Source organism: Streptomyces sp. TLI_55, assembly GCF_900206255.1.
GTDB classification, from domain to species: Bacteria; Actinomycetota; Actinomycetes; order Streptomycetales; family Streptomycetaceae; genus Streptomyces; species Streptomyces aquilus.
Genome location: NZ_OAOJ01000001.1, coordinates 3,408,098 through 3,429,175, shown reverse-complemented (window position 1 = coordinate 3,429,175; position 21,078 = coordinate 3,408,098). Strand labels below are relative to the sequence as shown.

General features: G+C 69.5%; 17 protein-coding genes. 4 read left to right on the top strand and 13 right to left on the bottom strand.

Annotated features, from left to right (window positions below; translation table 11 throughout):
• Positions 1–79: 79 nt before the first annotated feature.
• The gene (locus CRP56_RS15750) at positions 80–634 is read left to right on the top strand and encodes a GPR1/FUN34/YaaH family transporter (RefSeq protein ID WP_097264480.1); all 555 of its coding nucleotides are present in this window, start codon (positions 80–82) and stop codon (positions 632–634) included.
• Between the two features lie 159 nt (positions 635–793).
• On the opposite strand, the gene glmS is transcribed toward CRP56_RS15750, so the two are convergent.
• A complete protein-coding gene (glmS, locus tag CRP56_RS15745) occupies positions 794–2,611 on the bottom strand; it encodes a glutamine--fructose-6-phosphate transaminase (isomerizing) (protein ID WP_097264478.1) in 1,818 nt (605 codons plus the stop codon).
• A gap of 14 nt (positions 2,612–2,625) precedes the next feature.
• The gene (locus CRP56_RS15740) at positions 2,626–2,883 is read right to left on the bottom strand and encodes a hypothetical protein (protein WP_097264476.1); all 258 of its coding nucleotides are present in this window, start codon (positions 2,881–2,883) and stop codon (positions 2,626–2,628) included.
• A gap of 186 nt (positions 2,884–3,069) precedes the next feature.
• Here CRP56_RS15740 and CRP56_RS15735 point away from each other — a divergent pair, with 186 nt between their 5' ends.
• Positions 3,070–4,626, top strand: a complete 1,557-nt coding sequence (locus CRP56_RS15735; RefSeq protein ID WP_097264474.1) for a purple acid phosphatase family protein — start codon at positions 3,070–3,072, stop codon at positions 4,624–4,626.
• A gap of 17 nt (positions 4,627–4,643) precedes the next feature.
• Here CRP56_RS15735 and CRP56_RS15730 read toward each other — a convergent pair whose 3' ends face one another.
• Entirely contained in the window at positions 4,644–5,540 is an 897-nt protein-coding gene (locus CRP56_RS15730) for a DUF4429 domain-containing protein (RefSeq protein WP_097264472.1), read from the bottom strand.
• Between the two features lie 92 nt (positions 5,541–5,632).
• On the opposite strand from CRP56_RS15730, the gene CRP56_RS15725 reads away from it, so the two are divergent.
• Complete coding sequence (locus tag CRP56_RS15725) at positions 5,633–7,237, top strand: beta-N-acetylhexosaminidase (RefSeq protein WP_179851029.1); 1,605 nt, start codon at positions 5,633–5,635, stop codon at positions 7,235–7,237.
• 138 nt (positions 7,238–7,375) lie between these two features.
• On the opposite strand, the gene CRP56_RS15720 is transcribed toward CRP56_RS15725, so the two are convergent.
• The 10 genes from CRP56_RS15720 to CRP56_RS15675 all read right to left on the bottom strand — a co-directional run bounded on the left by CRP56_RS15720 (position 7,376) and on the right by CRP56_RS15675 (position 20,314).
• Entirely contained in the window at positions 7,376–9,148 is a 1,773-nt protein-coding gene (locus CRP56_RS15720; RefSeq protein WP_097264469.1) for an IucA/IucC family protein, read from the bottom strand.
• Positions 9,145–9,684 carry a GNAT family N-acetyltransferase gene (locus CRP56_RS15715; protein ID WP_097264467.1) on the bottom strand — a complete coding sequence of 180 codons (540 nt, stop codon included), beginning with the start codon at positions 9,682–9,684 and terminating at the stop codon, positions 9,145–9,147. The genes CRP56_RS15720 and CRP56_RS15715 overlap by 4 nt, the downstream gene beginning before the upstream one ends.
• Positions 9,681–10,958 (bottom strand): lysine N(6)-hydroxylase/L-ornithine N(5)-oxygenase family protein, encoded by a 1,278-nt coding sequence (locus CRP56_RS15710; protein WP_097264465.1) that lies wholly within the window; start codon positions 10,956–10,958, stop codon positions 9,681–9,683. Before CRP56_RS15710 ends, CRP56_RS15715 begins: the two co-directional genes overlap by 4 nt.
• Positions 10,942–12,384, bottom strand: coding sequence for a lysine decarboxylase DesA (desA, locus tag CRP56_RS15705; RefSeq protein WP_097264463.1), 1,443 nt, complete (start codon positions 12,382–12,384; stop codon positions 10,942–10,944). Before desA ends, CRP56_RS15710 begins: the two co-directional genes overlap by 17 nt.
• A 137-nt stretch (positions 12,385–12,521) precedes the next feature.
• On the bottom strand, positions 12,522–13,379 hold the full coding sequence (locus tag CRP56_RS15700; protein WP_097264460.1) for a siderophore-interacting protein: 858 nt from the start codon (positions 13,377–13,379) through the stop codon (positions 12,522–12,524).
• 116 nt (positions 13,380–13,495) lie between these two features.
• Positions 13,496–14,545, bottom strand: coding sequence for an ABC transporter substrate-binding protein (locus tag CRP56_RS15695; RefSeq protein WP_097274089.1), 1,050 nt, complete (start codon positions 14,543–14,545; stop codon positions 13,496–13,498).
• A gap of 133 nt (positions 14,546–14,678) precedes the next feature.
• A complete protein-coding gene (locus tag CRP56_RS15690; protein ID WP_097264458.1) occupies positions 14,679–15,839 on the bottom strand; it encodes an acyl-CoA dehydrogenase family protein in 1,161 nt (386 codons plus the stop codon).
• 6 nt (positions 15,840–15,845) lie between these two features.
• Positions 15,846–16,778, bottom strand: coding sequence for a hydroxymethylglutaryl-CoA lyase (locus CRP56_RS15685; protein WP_097264456.1), 933 nt, complete (start codon positions 16,776–16,778; stop codon positions 15,846–15,848).
• Complete coding sequence (locus tag CRP56_RS15680) at positions 16,775–18,691, bottom strand: acetyl/propionyl/methylcrotonyl-CoA carboxylase subunit alpha (RefSeq protein ID WP_097264453.1); 1,917 nt, start codon at positions 18,689–18,691, stop codon at positions 16,775–16,777. The genes CRP56_RS15685 and CRP56_RS15680 overlap by 4 nt, the downstream gene beginning before the upstream one ends.
• Before the next feature lie 6 nt (positions 18,692–18,697).
• On the bottom strand, positions 18,698–20,314 hold the full coding sequence (locus CRP56_RS15675; RefSeq protein WP_097264451.1) for a carboxyl transferase domain-containing protein: 1,617 nt from the start codon (positions 20,312–20,314) through the stop codon (positions 18,698–18,700).
• Between the two features lie 95 nt (positions 20,315–20,409).
• On the opposite strand from CRP56_RS15675, the gene CRP56_RS15670 reads away from it, so the two are divergent.
• Positions 20,410–21,003, top strand: coding sequence for an SACE_7040 family transcriptional regulator (locus CRP56_RS15670; protein ID WP_097264449.1), 594 nt, complete (start codon positions 20,410–20,412; stop codon positions 21,001–21,003).
• The last annotated feature ends 75 nt before the right edge of the window (positions 21,004–21,078 follow it).

The following is a 21,078-nucleotide window of genomic DNA, read 5'->3' as shown; positions in this document are numbered from 1 at the left end:
GACGCGTAGAGGTGTTTGTGCCCTTGTGAAGGGCATATATCGCACACCGCACAACTGCACAGCATGAAGGGAGCCCGCCGTGGACAATGACGTCTCCGCGGGAGCAACCACCATCGTCGGCCGACTCGCCCTCGGGATCACCCTCCTGGCGTTCGGACTCGGCCGCACCGACGTGATCGACGGCGTGTCAGCCGCTGACGCCGTGTCAATCGCCCAGTATGTGGGCGGCATTGCCCTCTTCGTCGCCGGGCTCATGGCTTTCCGTGACCGCGACACCGCCAACGGGACCGCGTTCGCGGCGCTGGGTGCGCTGTGGTTCACGTGGGCCGTCTCGGACGCCGGATCCGCCAATGCGGCCGGGCTGTTCTTCCTGCTCTTCGCCCTCGTGGCGCTGTCCCTCACGCTTGCGGGCGGGGACCAACTCGGGCAGGGGACCTACGGGTTGTTCTTCGTGTCCCTCGTGCTGATGGCCATCGCGGCCTTCGCCGACAACGACGGGCTCGCCAAGGTGGGCGGCTGGTTCGCCGTCGCGGCGGGGGCGGTGGCCTGGTATGCGGCGACGGCTGCGCTGGCGCACTGGCCGACGTCGCTTCGTGGACGCGCTGCCGGGCGTGGCGTGACGGCCACCGGGTAGCTGCGCAGGCTGGGGGGTTGGGCGGCTCCCCGGCGATGAGAACGGACCCCCCGTGAATGGTGGCATCACGTGGGGGTCCGTTCCTGTTTCGTTGGCCGCTGCGGGTGCGTCGTGGTTGCTCGCGCAGTTCCCCGCGCCCCTAAAAGAGCCAAAGGCCCTCTACTCGACCGTTACTGACTTCGCCAGGTTCCTCGGCTTGTCGATGTCCCGGCCCAGGGCCAATGCCGTGTGGTACGCCAGGAGTTGCAGCGGGACGCCCATCAGGATCGGGTCGAGTTCGTCCTCGTTCTTCGGGACGACGATCGTGTGGTCGGCCTTCTCCTGGGGCTGGTGGGCGACCGCGAGGATCTTGCCGCTGCGGGCCTTGATCTCCTCCATCGCGGCGCGGTTCTTCTCCAGCAGGTCGTCGTCGGGGACGATCGCGACCGTGGGGAGGGCGGGCTCGATCAGGGCCAGCGGGCCGTGCTTGAGCTCGGAGGCCGGGTAGGCCTCGGCGTGGATGTAGGAGACCTCCTTGAGCTTCAGGGAGGCCTCACGGGCCACCGGGTAGCCCCGGACACGGCCGATGAAGAGCATCGAGCGGGCGTCGGTGTACTGCTCGGCCAGCTTCTTGATCTCCTCCTCCCGCTCCAGGATCTCGGCGATCTGGGCGGGCAGCTTGCGCAGGCCCTCGATGATGCGCTTGCCGTCGCGGACCGAGAGGTCGCGGGTGCGGCCCAGGTGGAGGGCGAGCAGGGCGAAGGCGACCGTCGTGTTCGTGAAGCACTTCGTCGAGACGACGCAGACCTCGGGGCCCGCGTGGACGTAGATGCCCGCGTCCGCCTCGCGGGCGATCGCCGAGCCCACCACGTTCACGACGCCGAAGACCCGCGCGCCCTTGCGCTTCAGCTCCTGGACGGCCGCGAGGACGTCGTAGGTCTCACCCGACTGGGATACGGCCACGTAGAGGGTGTCGGGGTCGACGACCGCGTTGCGGTAGCGGAACTCGGAGGCGGGCTCGGCGTCCGCGGGGATGCGGGCCAGCTCCTCGATCATCTGGGCGCCGATCATGCCGGCGTGGTACGAGGTGCCGCAGCCGAGGATCTTCACGCGGCGGATCTGGCGGGCCTCGCGGGCGTCGAGGTTGAGGCCGCCGAGGTGGACCGTGGAGAAGCGGTCGTCGATGCGGCCGCGCAGGACGCGGTCGACCGCCTCGGCCTGCTCGAAGATCTCCTTGTGCATGTACGTGTCGTGGCCGCCCATGTCGTAGGAGGCGGCCTCCCACTCCACGGTGGTGGGCTCCGCCGTGGTGCGGGTGCCCTCCGTCGTGTAGGTGCGGAAGTCGTCGGCCTTCAGGGTGGCCATCTCGCCGTCGCCCAACGTCACTATCTGCCGCGTGTGGGCGACCAGGGCGGCGATGTCCGAGGCGACGAACATCTCCTTCTCGCCGATGCCGAGGACGACCGGGGAGCCGTTGCGGGCGACGACGATGCGGTCCGGGAAGTCGGCGTGCAGCACCGCGATGCCGTACGTGCCCTCGATCACGCGGAGGGTCTCGCGGACCTTGTCCTCCAGCTTCTCCTGCTGCGACCGGGCGATGAGGTGGACGAGGACCTCGGTGTCGGTCTCGGAGAGGAACTCGACGCCGTCGGCCTCCAGCTTGCGGCGCAGGTCGGAGGCGTTGTCGATGATGCCGTTGTGGACGACGGCGACCTTGCCCTCGGCGTCGAGGTGCGGGTGGGCGTTCACGTCGGAGGGGGCGCCGTGGGTGGCCCAGCGGGTGTGGGCGATGCCGGTCGTGCCCTTGAAGCGGGCCGGGACCTTGGCCTCCAGGTCGCGGACCCGGCCCTTGGCCTTGACCGTCCTGAGCCCTGCCGTCTTCGGCGCGGTGATGGCGATGCCCGCCGAGTCGTAGCCCCGGTACTCCAGGCGCTGCAGACCCTCCAGGAGCAGCGGCGCCACGTCACGCTTGCCGATGTATCCGACGATTCCGCACATATGTATACGTATTCCTAGCCGTAGACGATCCGGCGCAGCTGGCGGAGCGTGAGCTCCGGTGGGGCCACCGCCCGGTATTTCAGGTCCGCCTCGATCCGGTCGAAGATCTCCGCGTTCACCAGGCCCTGGGCCTGGAGCTCGCGGTGGCGGCGACGGACGTACATCTCGGTCGTCTCGTCGAAGTAGGCGAGCACGTCCTGGATCACCCGCAGCGCCTCGCCCCGCTGGAGGGGCGTGGTGCGGGTCAGATGATCAACAAGGTCGTCGTGCACTCGGTAGATCCTGGGGTATCGGAAGCCGCCTCGCAAGAATCCTGCCCGATTTCGGGCAGAGGCGCTGTAGAAACTCTTAGAAGAACATTGAATCTCTTATGAGGCCGTGTTCGTGACTTGGCCACCCGGTGTCTTGCGTCTCGTTGCCTGGGGGGACGAGTTTCGGTCGTCATGGACATTCCTCGCATGGGCGTACCCGAGCAGCTCGCCGACCGCATGAGCATGGCCGAGCAGCACGAGTACCTGCGCGCCAGATTCTCCCGGCGCACGATGATCAGGGGCGGCGCCGTCACGCTGGGCGCCGTCACGGGGGGCGCCTTCGTGCCCGGCGCCACCGCTCAGGCCACGCCGATGGCCGCCCCGCGCACCGAGACGGTCGACGGCTCGCTCGTCGCCCCCTTCGGCCGCCACCTCGCCTACGGCAGCGACCCGCGCACCGAGATGACCGTCTCGTGGCAGGTCCCCGTCGCCGTCAAGAAGCCCTTCATCCGCATCGGGGCCCACCCCTGGGACCTCTCCCGCAAGATCGACGCCGAGGTCCGCAGCCTCTACACCCCGGCGGGGGTGGGCACGAGCGCCGACCACACGCAGTACTACGTCCACGCCAAGCTGACCCACCTCAAGCCCGGCAAGACGTACTACTACGGCGTCGGCCACCAGGGCTTCGACCCGGCCGCGCCCCACCTCGTCGGCACCCTCGGCACCTTCACCACCGCCCCCGCCCACAAGGCGCCCTTCACCTTCACCGCCTTCGGCGACCAGGGCGTCAGCTACCACGGCCTCGCCAACGACAGCCTGATCCTCGGCCAGAACCCGGCCTTCCACCTGCACGCCGGCGACATCGCCTACGCCGACCCGGCAGGCCAGGGCAAGTCCGCCGACACCGGCTTCGACTCCCGGGTGTGGGACCAGTTCCTCGCCCAGACCGAGTCGGTCGCCAAGTCGGTGCCGTGGATGGTGAGTTACGGCAACCACGACATGGAGGCCTGGTACTCGCCCAACGGCTACGGCGGCGAGGAGGCCCGCTTCACGCTCCCCGACAACGGGCCGGACAAGAAGAACCTCCCGGGCGTCTACTCCTTCGTCCACGGCAACACCGCGATCATCTCGCTCGACCCGAACGACGTGTCGTACGAGATCCCCGCCAACCTCGGCATCTCCGGTGGCACGCAGACCACGTGGTTCGAGGGGCAGCTGAAGAAGTTCCGGGCGCGGCACGACATCGACTTCATCGTCGTCTTCTTCCACCACTGCGCCTACTGCACCTCCACCGCGCACGCCTCCGAGGGCGGCGTGCGGCAGGAGTGGGTGCCGCTGTTCGAGAAGTACACGGTGGACCTGGTCATCAACGGCCACAACCACCAGTACGAGCGGACCGACGTCATCAAGGGGAACAAGGTCGCCAAGAAGCTCCCGATCGGCGAGACGGCGTACCCCGAGACCGAGGGCGTCGTCTACGTGACGGCGGGTGCGGCGGGGCGCAGTCTGTACGCGTTCACCGCGCCGGACTCGTACGAGGGGCACCAGAACGAGGTCGAGTCCGTCGCCTCCTTCATCAACACCAAGGACGGCAAGGTCAACGAGACCGTCGCCTGGTCCCGGGTGCGGTACCTCAACTACTCGTTCCTGCGGGTGGACGTGGAACCGGCGCCGCGCGGGCACTGGGCCAAGCTCAAGGTGTCGGGCATCGCCGAGACCGGCGACCGGATCGACCACTTCACGGTGGCGCGCAAGGCGAAGTAACCATTTGGCAGTGCGCGTCACATCCGTTTGAGGATCGCCTGTTTGGCCATCGTGAACTCCTCCTCCGTCAGCACACCCGTGCGGTGCAGCTCGCCGAGCTCGCGCAGACGGCGCAGGAGGGCGTCATGGCCGTCCTCGACTGGGGCGGCGACCGGGAGGGAAGGCGTTTCCGGTCGGGTGCCGAGGGCCTTGCGTACGTCGACGGCGGCCGTCCGGGCCGGGTGGGGGAGCCTGGCCTGGACGGCCGCCGCGATGAGGGCCATCAACGGGTCCTTCTTGAAGCCCCACAGCTCCACGGAGTGGGGGTCGTACTTCGCCGGGGCCTTCGTGGGCGCGTGGTGCACCACGAAGCGGAGGTGGCCGTTGTCCAGGCCGGCCGCCGGGAGCCACTCCACGGCCGCGAGGTCGGTGAGGGGGAGGGTGCGGATGCCGGCGGCGGCCTTGGCGTCCTCCGTCTTCCAGTTCCACTCCAGGCGGACGCGTTCGCCGTCGAAGGTCGCGGTGCCGTCGCCCGCGGACACCGACAGCGGGACGGCCGGGCCGGGGAGGAGGAACTCCGTGACCGGGGTCGACGGGACCTGGTCGAGGAGGAGGGCCTCGCGGACCTCGTCCACGAAGTACTCGGCGACGCCGTAGCGGTCCGACTCGACGATGAGCTGGTAGGGGTCGTTGGGCTCGGTGAGACGGCCGCCGGTGGCGTGCAGCAGCGGGTCGGCGCCGTCGCGCAGCCGCAGCCTGAGCCGCCCGGCCTTGCGGCCCTGCTCGAAGGAGATGCCCGCCAACGCGCCCAGCGGAACGACGAGTTCACCCAGGGTCTTGCGGAGCAGGCTGACGTTCTTGTCGCGTCCCGGGGTCAGGCGCAGGGCGTCGCCGTCGAAGACCCAGGTGCCGTCCTTCTGGATGATTTCCGCCATGGGGCAAGTCTGGCATCGGGGTCGCGGACGGCCGGCTCCCTTCCATTACCGGTGAGTTACCCGGCACAGTGGTCTGCACCAATCCAAGGTGGATGACGAAGGGGGCGCAGGTGAGACGGCACCACAGAACGACTCCCCGTACGACCCGAGTTCTGGGCGCGCTGCTGCTCGTGGCGGTGGGCTCGCTCGCCGTGGGCGCGGCGCCGACGCCCGCCGAGGCCACACCGCTCGACCAGGTGATCCCGGCGCCCTCGAAGGTGACGCCGGGCGGATCGCCGTACCGCATCACGGCGAAGACCCGGATCGGTGTGGACGACTCGCGGGAGGTGCGCCGGGTCGGCGAGTACCTCGCCGGGGTGCTCAGGCCGTCCACGGGCTATCGGCTGCCGGTGCGCGCGGGGAGCGGCGGTGACATTCAACTACGGCTGGCGAAAGGCCCGTTCGGCGCCGAGGGATACCGGCTCGACAGCGGGGCCAAGGGCGTGACCATCACCGCCGCGCAGCCCGCCGGGCTCTTCCACGGTGTGCAGACCCTGCGCCAGCTGCTGCCGGCGAAGGTCGAGAAGGGCTCCGTGCAGCCCGGTCCTTGGCTCGTCACGGGCGGGACGATCACCGACAGTCCGCGCTACGGCTGGCGCGGCGCGATGCTCGACGTCTCCCGGCACTTCTTCACCGTGGGCCAAGTCAAGCGGTACATCGACCAGTTGGCCCTCTACAAGGTCAACAAGCTGCATCTGCACCTCAGTGACGACCAGGGCTGGCGCATCGCGATCGACTCCTGGCCGCGCCTGGCGACGTACGGCGGCTCGACGCAGGTCGGCGGCGGCCCCGCCGGTTTCTACACCAAGGCCGACTACAAGGAGATCGTCCGGTACGCGTCCTCGCGCTATCTGGAGGTCGTCCCCGAGATCGACATGCCCGGCCACACCAACGCCGCGCTCGCCTCGTACGCCGAGCTGAACTGCGACGGGGTCGCGCCGCCGCTCTACACCGGCACCGAGGTCGGCTTCAGCTCGCTGTGCGTCGGCAAGGACCTCACGTACGACTTCGTCGACGACGTGATCGGGGAGCTCGCCGCGCTGACGCCCGGCCGCTATCTGCACATCGGCGGGGACGAGGCGCACTCGACCAGCCACGAGGACTACGTCACGTTCATGGACCGGGTGCAGCCGGTCGTCGCCAAGTACGGCAAGACGGTGGTGGGTTGGCATCAGCTGACCGGCGCGCACCCCTCGCGCGGGGCCGTGGCGCAGTACTGGGGGCTGGACGACACCAGTGCGGATGAGAAGGCGCAGGTGGCGAAGGCCGCGCAGAACGGAACGGGCGTTGTTCTGTCGCCCGCCGACCGGGTGTACCTCGACATGAAGTACACCTCGGACACGCCGTTGGGGCAGGACTGGGCCGGGCTGGTGGAGGTGCGGCGGTCGTACGACTGGGATCCGGGGGACTATCTGCCGGGGGTGCCTGCAGCGGCTGTGCGGGGGGTTGAGGCGCCGTTGTGGACGGAGACGATCGTGACGTCCGCCGACATCGAGTACATGGCGTTTCCGAGGCTGGCGGGGGTGGCTGAGCTGGGGTGGTCGGCGGCCGGTACGCATGACTGGGAGCGGTACAGGGTTCGGCTCGCTGCGCAGGGGGCTCGGTGGGAGGCGATGGGGATCAACTACTACCGGTCGCCTCAGGTGCCTTGGTCGTAGTTTGGCTGCGGGCCGGTGGGGGCTGGTCGCGCCCACGCGGCGGAGCCGCATATCGGCACAGCCCCGCGCCCCTTGACGGCATGAAGCCGGCGGGCGCCACGAAGGACCGTACCTCGTGGCGCCCGCCTGTCTCTGGGGTCAGAACCCGGCGATCGGGTTCTTCAGGGTGCCCACCAGCTGGAGTGCTCCCGCCGGGTCCGTCAGGTCGACCATCTGCTTGTTGTTGCGCAGTTGGAGGCGGTTGAGGCAGGACAGGGCGAACTCCGGGGCGAACATGTCGTACTGGCGGAACTTGTCGGCCAGTTCGGGCACCGAGGCCTGGTACGCGCGGGTGACCTCCGCGACCGTCCGCCAGAAGTCGTCCTCCGCGAGGATTCCCTCGGTGGCGAGGTTCGCGGCGAGGAAGCGGAAGAAGCAGTCGAAGACGTCCGTGAAGACGGACAGGAGCTTCGTGTCGTCCGGGACGTCCACGCGGACGCGTTCGACCGCCGGCGGCAGCACCGCGTCGGCGTCCATGACCGCGATCTCCTCGGCGATGTCCTTGTAGATCGCGCGCTCGACGGCGCCGTCCTTGAGGACGAGGATCACGTTCTCGCCGTGCGGCATGTAGACCAGGTCGTAGGCGTAGAAGCTGTGGAGGAGCGGGGTGAAGTACGCCGTCAGATAGCGGCGCAGCCACTCGGTGGGGGTCAGGCCCGACTGTTCGATCAGCGCGCCCGCGAAGGAGTTGCCCTCGTGGTCGACGTGGACCAGGGAGGCCATCGTCGCCAACGACTCCCCGTCCTGGAGGGAGTTCACCGGGCTCTCGCGCCACAGGGCGGCCAGCATCTTGCGGTACGGCGAGTAGCGGTCCGTCGCCGCCTCGTACTCCAGGTGGCGGTAGCCGACGGCCGCGCGCTCGCGGATGATCGACAGGCCCGTGGACTTCAACACGGGGTCGTTGTCGATGAGTTGAGCGAGCCAGTCGTTGATGGCCGGGGTCGCCTCCATGTACGCCGCCGAAAGGCCGCGCATGAAGCCCATGTTGATGACGGACAGGGCCGTCTTCACGTAGTGCTTCTCGGGGCTGGTCGTGTTGAAGAAGGTTCGGATGGACTGCTGGGCCAGGTACTCGTCGTCGCCCTCGCCCAGGCAGACGAGGTGGCGGCGGGCGACCTCGGCGGCGAAGGTGACGGAGAGCTTGTTCCACCACTGCCAGGGGTGGACCGGGATGAGGAGGTAGTCGGCCGGGTCGAGCTGCTGGGCGCGCAGGGTGGCGTGGAAGCGGTCGACCGTTTCCGCGCCCAACTCCTCGCGGACAAAGGTCTCGTACTCGATCCCGACACCGGCCGTGAAGGCCGCGCGGGAGCGGTGCGCGGCCAGCCAGACCAGGCGGACGGGGCTCGCGGTCTCGGGTGCGTACGACAGGTACTCGTGGATGCCGAAGCCGAGCCGGCCGTTGTTGGCGACGAAGCAGGGGTGGCCCTCGGTCATGCCGGTCTCGATGGCCTGGAAGCCGCTGCGCGCCAGCTCGGCGACCGGGATCTGGGGCTTGGTGAGCTTGTAGCAGGTGCCGGAGAGGGTGGAGGAGATCTCCTCCAGGTAGACCGGCAGGATCTCGTCGCTCAGGCCGAGCGAGTTCTTCAGCTCGATGAAGAAGTCCAGCGCGGCGAGGGGGAGGTCGACGCCGTCCCGGTGACGGGAGATCGAGTCGGCGTCGACCTGCCAGTGGTCGAGGGCGCGGCGCGTGGCGGTGAACCCGTAGCGGGTCAGACCGTCGTCGCTGCGGACCTCGAAGCGGCCGTCGGCGGTGGCCTCCGGCGTGATGAGCCGTTCGTGCGCGAACTCGGCGAGGGCCTTGCGGATGAGGAGGCGGTTGGCCTGCTCCCAGCGCTCGGGGGAGAGGTGGGCGACGGAGTCGGCGAGGCTCATGCGGACACCGCCTTGGTGAACTGCTCGCGCGTGCAGAAGCTCAGCAGCGCCTTCTTCTCCGGCTTCTGGATCTCCCGCTCGGGCACGAACCCGACGGCCGCATTGAGGGCGTGGACGGCCTTGTTGGAGACGTCCGGTTCGACGACGACGCGCTGGACGCCCGGGTCCTCGAAGAGGTGGGTCATCACGGCGGTGATGACGGCCCGTGTGAAGCCGTGGACGGGGGTGTCGGTCGGCGGGGTGAGGAAGTGCATGCCGATGTCGCCGGGCAACGGCTCGTACAGGCCCACGAGTTCACGGTGGGCGGGGTCGTACTTCTCCATCAGGAAGGCCGGGACGCCGTACGCGTCGAGACCCAGCAGCGCGTGGTGGTGCTCGTCGGCGGCTATGTCCATGTACGCCCGCTCGACGTCCTCCAGTTTCGCGTCCTGCATCATCCAGAACGCGGCCTTGGGGTGGGTGACCCAGCCGTGCAGCAGTTCGGCGTCCTTGAGCGGGTCGAGCGGGCGGAAGCCGAAGGTGTGGGGGGTGCTCATACGGCGAACTCCTGGAACGCGATCGTCTTCTCGACCGGGTAGTACTCGGTGCCGAGCAGCTCACGGATGATGTAGCTGTTGCGGTACGCACCCATGCCGAGGTCGGGCGAGGTGATGCTGTGGGTGTGCACGCCGGCGTTCTGGAGGAAGACGCCGCGGCCGGTGGTGTCGATCGAGTAGTTGCGGGCGACGTCGAAGTTGCCCTGGGTGTCGTAGCGCAGCCGGTCCTTGACGGGCGTCAGGAACTCGGGCTCGGCGTACTTGTAGCCGGTGGCGAGGACCAGGCCCTGAGTCTGGAGGTCGTAGTCCTTCTCCTGCTCCTCCTGGCGGAAGGAGAGGGTGTAGGTGCCGTTCTCGTAAGTCGCGCTGTTCAGAGCGGAGTTGGTGAGCAGCCGGGTGGGGACCGGTCCGCCGAGGTTCTTCTGGTAGAGCAGGTCGAAGATCTCGTTGATGAGGTCGCCGTCGATGCCCTTGAACAGGCCCTTCTGCTGGGCGGTGAGCCGGTAGCGGGTGGCCTCGGGCAGCTCGCGGTAGTAGTCGATGTACTCCGGGGAGGTCATCTCCAGCGTGAGCTTGGTGTATTCGAGCGGGAAGAAGCGGGGCGACCGCGTCACCCAGTTCAGCCGGTAGCCGTACACGTCGATCTCGGCGAGGAGGTCGTGATAGATCTCGGCGGCGGACTGCCCGGAGCCGACGATCGTGATCGACTCCTTCTTCTGCAACTCCGCCTTGTTCTGCATGTACCGGGAGTTGTGGAAGAAGTCCCCGCCGAGGCCGCGCACGGCCTCCGGGTAGTGGGGGGAGGTGCCGGTGCCGAGGACGAGATGGCGGGCGCGGAAGACGTCACCCGCGGTCGTCGTGACGACGTACACGTCGTCCTGGTACGTGACTTCGGCGACCGTCGTGCCGAAGCGGACGCTGCTCAGCTTGTGCGCGGCCCAGCGGCAGTAGTCGTCGTACTCGACACGCAGCGGGTAGAAGTTCTCCCGGATGTAGAACGAGTACAGCCGGCCCTTCTCCTTCAGGTAGTTGAGGAAGGAGTACGGCGAGGTCGGGTCGGCCAGCGTGACCAGGTCGGACATGAACGGCGTCTGGAGGTGGGCGCCGTCGAGGAACATGCCCGCGTGCCACTCGAAGTCGGGCTTCGACTCCAGGAAGACACCGTCGAGTTCGTCGATGGGCTCGGTGAGGCAGGCCAGGCCGAGGTTGAACGGGCCGAGCCCGATACCCACGAAGTCGTAGGTCTTGTGCGGGTTTTCAGGACGCGCGGTCAAGGGACTCTCCCAGGTACTGCTCGGCGTGGCCGGCGATCAGATCGAGTACGGCGGTGATGTCTTCGGTCGTCGTCTCGGGGTTGAGCAGGGTGAACTTCAGGTAGTGGCGACCGCCTACCTTGGTGCCCGCGACCACCGCGTCGCCGGAGGCGAACAGGGCCTTGCGGGCGTACAGGTTGGCGCGGTCGATCTCGGCGGGGTCGGTCACGGCGGCCGGGATGTAGCGGAAGACGAGGGTGGAGAGCGTCGGCTCGACCACGACGTCGTAGCGCGGGTCGGCGGCGAGGATCTTCCAGCCCTCGACGGCCAGGTCGCACACCTCGTCGAAGAGCTGTCCGATGCCGTCGGCGCCCATGGTCCGCAGCGTCACCCACAGCTTGAGGGCGTCGAACCGACGGGTGGTCTGCAGGGACTTGTCCACCTGGTTGGGGATGCGCTCCTGCACCATGCGCTTCGGGTTGAGGTACTCGGCGTGGTAGGTCGCGTGCCGCAGCGTGGAGGCGTCCCGGACCAGCACGGCCGACGAACTCACCGGCTGGAAGAAGGACTTGTGGTAGTCGACCGTGACCGAGTCGGCGCGCTCGATGCCGTCGATCCGGCCGCGGTACTTCACCGACGCGAGCAGTCCGCAGCCGTAGGCGGCGTCGACGTGCATCCAGGTGCCGTACTGTGCGCACAGCTCGGCGATCTCGGGCAGCGGGTCGATGGACCCGAAGTCGGTGGTGCCGGCGGTGGCGACGACGGCCATCGGGACCAGCCCGGCGGCCTTGCAGCGCTCCAGCTCACGGGCGAGCGCGACGGTCTGCATCCGCTTGTCGCGGTCGACGGGGATCGTGACCACGGAGTCGGAGGGCAGGCCGAGGAGTTTGGCGGACTTCTTGACGCTGAAGTGGCTGACCTCGGAGGCGAAGACGCGCAGTTTGGCCGTGCTGTCCGTCTTGGCTTCCTCTCGGGCGAGGAGGAGGGCCTGGAGGTTGGACTGTGAACCGCCGGAGGTGAACACGCCGTCGGCGGCCGGGCCGAGGCCGATGCGGGCGGTCGTCCAGTCGATGAGCTTGCGCTCGATGAGGGTGCCGCCGGCCGACTGGTCCCAGGTGTCCAGGGAGGAGTTGACCGCGGAGAGGATCGCCTCGCCGAGCACCGCCGGGATGACCACCGGGCAGTTGAGGTGGGCGAGATAGCGGGGGTGGTGGAAGTAGACCGCGTCGCGGAGGTAGACGTCCTCCAGCTCGTCGAGCACGGCGCCGGTGTCGCGCAGCGGCTTGTCGAGGTCGATCGCGTCGATGGCCGGGGCGAGGTCGTCGACGGTGACGCCGGTGAACGGACGGTCGGTGGCGGCGAGTTTGGCTGCCACCCGCTCTATTCCTTCGGTCACGGTGCGGCGGTACTGCTCCGCGGTCGTGTCGTTGAGCAGGTGCGAGCGCATGGTGGGGGTCCTCCGGTGGGGAGCAGTAGTCCGCTTGACTTAGGTTAGCCTAACCTAAGTTGCTCGTGCGCGGGGAGGGGCGTGCGGCGGCTGGGGGTGGGGCGGCTGCGGGTTGGTCGGGCGGGCTGCTCGGCGGGCTACTCGGCGGCGCGGAGCTGTTCCTCGGTCATTCCCTGCCGCCAGTAGCCCACGAAGGTGACCCTCCGGCGGTCGATGCCACGCTCACCGACGAAGTGCCGGCGCAACTGCTTCACACAGCCGGACTCGCCCGCGATCCAGACGTACGGCCGCTCGGCGTCCGGGAGTTGGGCGTCGCGAATGGCGCCGAGGGCCATGGGGGAGCCCTCGGCGCCGGTCTGGTGATCCCTGACCAGCCAGGTCACCTCGGCGTCGGCCTCGGTCACCAGGTCCTGGGTGTCGGCGGCGTGCTGGACTTCGAGCCATACCCGGGCGCGGGTGCCGGCGGGCAGGGACTCGATGATGGCGGACGCGGCGGGTACGGCGGTCTCGTCGCCCCACAGGAGTACGAGGTCGGTGTCCTCCGCCGGCCGGAACCGGATCGCACGGTTGTCGGCGATGGCGGGGCCGAGGAGAAGGACCCGGTTCCCTGCTGTGGCGTTGGCCGCCCAGCGGGAGGCGGGGCCGGCCGGGGTGTCGGCGCCGGGGTCGACGCCGTGCAGGACGAAGTCGATGTCGATCTCGTCGGGGTTTCGTCGGAGGGCGCGGAGCGTGTACGACCGCATGACCGCCCGTACGTCATCGGGGAGTTCACGCCAGGCCTGCCACCAGCCGTCGCCGAGCTCGATCGGAACGACCGGCTCGGTCTGCCCCTCGGCGGGGATGAAGAGCGACAGCGACTGATCGCACCCGTTGGAGTAGAACTCCCGCAGTTCCTCGCCGCCGAAGGTGACCCGGACGAGAGAGGGCCCGAGTTGCCGCGTTCTCACGACTTGGAGGGAGAAGAAGCGGAAGGGGGCGGCGACGGCGGTGGTCATGGGGTGCGCTCCTGAGTTAGCAGGGGGGCAGGGCTCTTGCTTTTAAGGGGCGCGGGGAACTGCGCGACCAGCCACAACCGGCCCGCAGCTCACCCACCACATCAAGCCCCTTCGTTTCAGCTGACCTTCTTCGCCTTCTCAAGAGCCTCGGCGAGGGTCTCGAGAAGCGGCGTGCACTTGTCGTACGACAGGATCGGCTCCGGCGACCGGGCGATGACCTGCCCGGCCTTCACCGCGGGCAGCTTCTTCCAGGTCGCCTCGGTGATGTCGGCCGGCTGGATCGTCGACGACCGGTCGTCCATCATGATGATGTCGGCCTTGTACTTGTCGACGTTCTCCCAGCTCAGCGACTCGTACCAACCGCCACCCTCCTTCTTCGCGCTCTCCGGCGGCTCGACGAAGTTCACGCCGAGGGCCTTGAAGTACTCGAGGTCGATGGAGAGGTTGGTGCCGGAGACGTAGAAGATGTCCTGGCTGGCGGAACCGGCCATCACCTTGATGTCGGGCTTCGCCTTCGCGGCGGCACGCAGCCGGGTCGCGGCGGCCTCGAACTTCTTCTTGGCGTCCGTGACCTTGGCGGCGGTCATGTCGGCGCCGAGGGACTCGGCCAGCTCCCACATGCGCTGCAGCGGCGCGGTCAGCTGGCGGTCGTAGACGGAGATGCCGACGCTCGGGGCGAGCTTGGCGATCTTGTCCTTGGAGGCGGCCGGGACGTACCAGAGGGTGCCGGTGGCGTCGAACATCGTGGTGATGAGGACGTCGGGGGCGAGGGCGGCGTACTTCTCGACGTTGAACTGGTCCCAGACGTTGCCGAGGATCTCCACCTTGGAGATGTCCATGTCGCCGGCCTGGACGTCGGCCTTGCCGTCGGCGGTCTTGGTGGGACCGAAGACGCCCTTGACCGAGATGCCGTAGTCGTAGAGGGCGGCGGCGACGCCGGTGAAGGCGACGATGTTCGTGGGGATCTTGTCGAGCTTCACCTCGGTGCCGCGGTCGTCCTTGAAGGACCAGGGACCGGACTTCTCCGCCGCGGAGGTCTCCTTGCCAGAGCCACCGCTTTTCGCGTCGTCGTCACCGCAGGCTGCGAGCACGGCGCCCAGACCGAGGGCGCCGCCCGCGGCGAGGATGCCGCGGCGGGTGAGGTGGGTGGCTCTGGCGTTGGACATGGTGTGGCTGCTTTCGAACGGGGCGAAGCGCCCGCCGGACAAGTTCGAAGGTAGGTTAGCCTAACCTCAGATCCTGTCCAGGGGGCGGGGTCCTCCGCACCGACGCTTTGCGCCAACCAGGGGGTGCTCCGGCTCAGCTGGTGAGCCCCAACTCCCTTGCGATCAGCATCCGTTGCACCTCGCTCGTCCCCTCCCCGATCTCCAGGATCTTGGAGTCGCGCCACATGCGGGCCACCGGATACTCGTTCATGAAGCCGTAGCCACCGTGGATCTGGGTGGCGTCGCGGGCGTTGTCCACCGCGATCGTCGACGAGTAGAGCTTGGCGAGGGCCGCTTCCTTCTTGAAGGGGTCCCCGGCCACCAGCCTCGACGCCGCGTCCCGCCACGCCAGCCTGGCGGTGTGGGCCTTCATCTCCATGTCCGCGATCTTGAACTGGATGGCCTGGTTCGCGCCGATCGGCTTGCCGAACGCGTGGCGTTCCTTCGCGTACTTCACCGACTCGTCCACGCAGCCTTGCGCCAGGCCCGTGGAGAGCGCCGCGATCGCGATGCGGCCCTCGTCCAGGATGCGCAGGAACTGGGCATAGCCGCGGCCCTCCTCACCGAGCAGGTTCGCCGCCGGGACGCGGACGTCGGCGAACGACAACTCCCTTGTGTCCGAGGCGTTCCAGCCCACCTTCGAGTACGGGGCCGCGACCGTGAAGCCCGGGGTGCCGGAGGGGACGATGATCGAGGAGATCAGCGGCTTGCCGTCGGGCTTCCTGCCCGTCACCGCCGTCACCGTCACCAAACCCGTGATGTCCGTGCCCGAGTTGGTGATGAAGCACTTCGTGCCGTTGATCACCCACTCGTTCGTGGACGGATCCAGCGTCGCCGTCGTACGCGTCGCGCCCGCGTCGCTGCCGCCGTCCGGTTCCGTCAGGCCGAACGCGCCCAGGATCTCGCCCGAGCACAGACGCGGGAGCCACTCCTGCTTCTGCGCCTCCGTGCCGTAGAGGTGCAGCGGCATCGCGCCCAGGGAGACCCCGGCCTCCAGGGTGATCGCCACCGACGAGTCGACCCTCGCCAGCTCCTCCAGCGCCACGCCCAGCGCCATGTAGTCGCCGCCCATGCCGCCGTACTCCTCGGGGAACGGCAGGCCGAACAGGCCCATGCGGCCCATCTCGCGGACGATCTCGTAGGGGAACTCATGGTGTTCGTAGTAGTCGGCGATCTTGGGGGCTACTACCTCGTGCGCGAACTCCTCGACCGTCCGGCGGAGTTCTTCGAGTTCGGGGGAGAGTCGATGGTCCATCGCGGGTCACTGCTCCTTGTGGGACAGGGCTCGTACGGTGCGGGACGGGCTGGGTCGGCCCAGGTGGCCGGCCATCCACTCGCTCGTGGCGACGAGACGGCCGAGGTCGACCCCGGTGTCGATGCCGAGGCCCTGCAGCATCCACACGAGGTCTTCGGTGGCGAGGTTGCCGGTGGCCGACTTGGCGAACGGGCAGCCGCCGAGGCCGCCCGCGGAGGCGTCGACCGTGGTCACGCCGTGCAGCAGCGCCGCGTAGGTGTTGGCGAGCGCCTGGCCGTAGGTGTCGTGGAAGTGCACGCCGAGCTTCTCCGTGGGGACCCCGGCCTCGTTCAGGGCCGTCAGCAGCGCGCGTACGTGGCCCGCCGTCGCCACGCCGATCGTGTCGCCCAGGCTCAGTTCGTCGCAGCCCATGTCGAGCAGTGCCCGGCAGACCTGGACGACCTGCGGCACCGGGACCGGGCCCTCCCACGGGTCGCCGAAGCACATGGAGAGGTAGCCGCGGACGTGCCCGTCCGCTTCCTTCGCGCGCGCCACCGTCGGCTCGAACATGGCCAGCGCCTCGTCCAGCGTGCGGTTGAGGTTGGCCTTCGCGAACGACTCGCTGGCGCTGGCGAAGACCGCCACCCTCGTCGCTCCCAGCGCCAGGGCGCGCTCCAGGCCGCGTTCGTTCGGCACCAGGACCGGGAGGTCCGCCTTCACGTCGGCCAGCCGCGGGAACAGCTGCTCCGCGTCCGCGAGTTGGGGCACCCACTTGGGGTGGACGAAGCTCGTCGCCTCGATCGTCGACAGGCCCGCGTCGGCCAGGCGGTGGATGAACTCCGCCTTGACCTCGGTCGGGACGGTCGCCTTCTCGTTCTGCAGACCGTCGCGCGCGCCGACCTCGTGGATGCGGACCCGCGAGGGCAGGCCTTCCTGCGGTACGACCATGGGGAGTGTCATGTCTCGTCCTCCACGGGGGTGATGACGGCCAGCACCTGGTCCATGGCGACCGTCGCGCCCGGCTTGACGTCCAGTTCGGCGACCGTGCCGGCGTGCGGGGCGGAGACGACGTGCTCCATCTTCATCGCCTCCACCACCAACAGGCTCTGCCCGGCGGTCACTTCGTCCCCCACGGCGACCTTCACCACCGTCACCGTCCCCGGCATCGGCGCGGTGAGCGAGTCGGCGCCCGCGTGGGCCGCGCCGGCCAGGGAGGCCGCCACCGGGTCGTGGTCCCGGACGTGCCAGGCGTCGCCGTCGCGGCCCAGCCAGTCGGCGGCTCGGTGGAAGGTGTGCCGGACCCCGTCCAGTAGCACGCTCACCCGGTCGTCGCTGACGGTCGCCGAGCCGCGTGGCACGTACTCCACCGGGTCCTGGACGCGGAGGTGGAAGGCGACCGGCTTCGGGGTGCCGCCCAGCCGCCAGCCGCTCGGCACCGAGAACGGGTCGGTCCAGCCCTCGCCGTCGCGCGGCCGCAGAGCCTCCAGGCGTACGGCGGCGGCGGCCTCGTAGACCTCCTCCGGTACGTCGGTGGCGACCAGGCCGTCCACCTCGCGCTCCACCAGCCCCGTGTCCAGCCGCCCCGCGACCACATCCGGATGGGCCAGCAGCCTCCGCAGGAACCCCGCGTTGGTCTGCACGCCCAGCGTGACCGTGTCCGCGAGAGCCGCGCGGAGCTTGCGCAGGGCCGTCGCGCGGTCGGGGCCGTACGCGATCACCTTGGACACCATCGGGTCGTACAGGCTGCCGACCTCGGAGCCCTCAAGGAGGCCGGAGTCGGCGCGTACGCCGTCGCCCTGCGGCTCGTGCAGCCGCAGCACCGTGCCGCCGGAAGGGAGGAAGCCGCGGGCCGGGTCCTCCGCGCACAGGCGCGCCTCGACGGCGTGGCCCGTGAGCCGTACGTCGTCCTGTCCGAACGGCAGCGGCTCGCCCGCCGCCACCCGCAGCTGCCACTCCACCAGGTCCAGGCCGGTGATGAGCTCGGTGACCGGGTGCTCCACCTGGAGGCGGGTGTTCATCTCCATGAAGTAGTACGAGGAAGGGTCGCCGCCGGGGACGATGAACTCCACCGTGCCCGCGCCCCGGTAGCCGCACGAGCGGGCCGCCTGGACCGCCGCCTCGCCCATCGCCGCGCGCGTGGCCTCGTCCAGGAGGACCGACGGGGCCTCCTCGATGATCTTCTGGTGGCGGCGCTGGAGGGAGCACTCGCGCTCGCCCAGGTGAACCACGTTGCCGTGGCCGTCCGCCAGGACCTGGATCTCGATGTGCCGGGGGCGGTCGATCCACCGCTCCACCAGGAGCGTGTCGTCGCCGAAGGAGGCGCGGGCCTCGCGGCGGGCGGCGGCGATCTCGTCGTCCAGCACCGACAGGTCCCGGACCAGCCGCATGCCCTTGCCGCCACCGCCGGCGGAGGGCTTGAGCAGGACCGGAGCACCCAATTCCACAGCGGCGGAGGCCAGTTCCGGGTCCCGGCCGCCCGGCACCACCGGCACCCCCGCCGCGGCCACCGTCTCCTTGGCGCGGATCTTGTCGCCCATCAGGGAGATGGCGTCCGCGGGCGGGCCGGTGAAGACCAGCCCGGCGTCGGCGCACGCGCGCGCGAAGGCCGCGTTCTCGGCGAGGAAGCCGTAGCCGGGGTGGACGGCCTGGGCGCCGCTGCGGGCGGCCGCCTCCAGCAGCCGCTCCACCGACAGATAGCTCTCGGCGGCCGGCGCCGGGCCCAGCCGTACCGCCGTGTCGGCCTCCCGGACGTGCCGGGCGTCCGCGTCGGCGTCGGAGAAGACGGCCACCGAGCGCACGCCCAGGGCGCGCAGGGTACGGATGACGCGGACCGCGATCTCGCCCCGGTTGGCGACAAGCACTGTGTCAAACATCGGTCCTCACATCCGGAAGACGCCGAACTGGGGGTCACCCAGGGGCGCGTTGGCGCAGGCGGTCAGGGCCAGGCCCAGCACCTGGCGGGTCTCCAGGGGGTCGATGACCCCGTCGTCCCACAGGCGGGCCGTCGCGTAGTAGGCATTCCCCTGGCGGTCGTACTGCGCACGGATCGGGTCCTTGAAGGCCTCCTCGGCCTCCGCGGGCCACTCCTCGCCGCGGCCCTCCAGCTGGTCCCGCTTGACGGTCGCGAGGACCGAGGCGGCCTGCTCGCCGCCCATGACGGAGATCTTGGCGTTGGGCCACATCCACAGGAAGCGGGGGGAGTAGGCCCGGCCGCACATGGAGTAGTTGCCCGCGCCGTACGAGCCGCCGACCACGACCGTCAGCTTCGGCACGCGCGTGCAGGCGACGGCCGTGACCATCTTGGCGCCGTGCTTGGCGATACCGCCGGCCTCGTACGAACGCCCCACCATGAACCCGGAGATGTTCTGCAGGAACACCAGCGGGATGCCGCGCTGGTCGCACAGCTCGATGAAGTGGGCGCCCTTCTGGGCTGACTCGGAGAACAGGATGCCGTTGTTGGCGACGATGCCGACCGGGTGGCCGTGGATGCGGGCGAAGCCGGTGACCAGGGTCTGTCCGAACTCGGACTTGAACTCCGCGAAGCGGGAGCCGTCGACCACGCGCGCGATGACCTCGCGTACGTCGTAGCGGGTGCGGGAGTCGACCGGGACGGCGCCGTAGAGACCGTACGGGTCGACCTTCGGCTCGACGGCCGGCTCGACGGACCACGGGAGCGTCCCGCGCGCGGGGAGCGTGGCGACGATGTTGCGCACGATCCTGAGCGCGTGCGCGTCGTCCTCGGCGAGGTGGTCGGTGACGCCGGAGACCCGGGAGTGGACCTCGCCGCCGCCCAGCTCCTCGGCGGTGACGACCTCGCCGGTCGCGGCCTTCACCAGGGGCGGGCCGCCCAGGAAGATCGTGCCCTGGTCGCGGACGATCACGGCCTCGTCGCTCATCGCGGGGACGTACGCGCCACCGGCCGTGCAGGAGCCTAGGACGGCGGCGATCTGCGGGATGCCGGCGCCGGACATCCGGGCCTGGTTGTAGAAGATCCGCCCGAAGTGCTCGCGGTCCGGGAAGACCTCGTCCTGCATGGGCAGGAAGGCGCCACCGGAGTCGACGAGATACAGACAGGGGAGGCGGTTCTCCAGGGCTACTTCCTGGGCGCGCAAGTGCTTCTTCACCGTCATCGGGTAGTACGTGCCGCCCTTGACGGTCGCGTCATTGGCGACGATCACGCACTCGCGCCCGCTGACCCGGCCGATCCCGGCGATCACACCGGCGGCCGGGGCCTGGCCGTCGTAGAGCCCGTCGGCGGCGAGGGGGGCCAGCTCCAGGAACGGCGAACCCGGGTCGAGGAGCGTGTCCACCCGGTCGCGCGGCAGCAGCTTGCCGCGCGCGGTGTGCCGGGCACGCGCCTTCTCACCCCCGCCCAGGCGGGCGGCGGCCAGCCTGCCGCGCAGCTCCCCGACGAGCGCGAGGTGCGCCTCCTCGTTGGCCCTCCAGGCCTCCGACGCGGGGTCTGCCGCGCTCGTCAGCTCCGGTGCCTCGTGCATCCTGCGGTCCCCTCACCCAGTGGTCGACTGTTAATGAGCGTTAACCATTTCCTTCAGGTTAACGACCGCTAACCTCCCTGTCTAGAATTGCTTTCATGGCCACCAGAACCGACGCCCCCACCCGCCGCGAGCAGATCCTCAAGGAGGCCGCTCGACTCTTCGCCGAGCGCGGCTTCCACGGCGTCGGCGTGGACGAGATAGGGGCCGCCGTCGGCATCAGCGGCCCCGGCCTCTACCGGCACTTCGCGGGCAAGGACGCGATGCTGGCGGAGCTGCTCGTGGGGATCAGCGAGCAGCTGCTGCGGGGCGCGAAGCGGCGACTGGCCGAGGCGGACGGCTCCTCGGCGGCGGACGTCCTCGACTCCCTCATCGAGGGCCACATCGACTTCGCCCTGGACGACCGGCCCCTGATCACCTTGCACGACCGCGAGCTGGACCGCCTCCGCGACAGCGACCGCAAGCTGGTCCGCCAGCTCCAGCGGCAGTACGTCGAGCTGTGGGTGGAGGTCGTCCGCGAGGTGTACCCGGTGTTGACGGAACCCAGCGCCCGGGCCGCCGTCCACTCGGTCTTCGGCCTCCTGAACTCGACCCCGCACCTGGGCCGCCCCGGCTCCCTGCCGGGCCGCGGCGCCACGGCGGAACTGCTGCACCGGATGGCCCGGGGGGCGTTCGGCGCGGCGGGGGAGTGACGAGCGTTACGGAGGGGTTCCCCTGGACGGTCCTCCCTACCGGCCGGTATCTTGGTTGTCTGAGCAAGCGCTTAG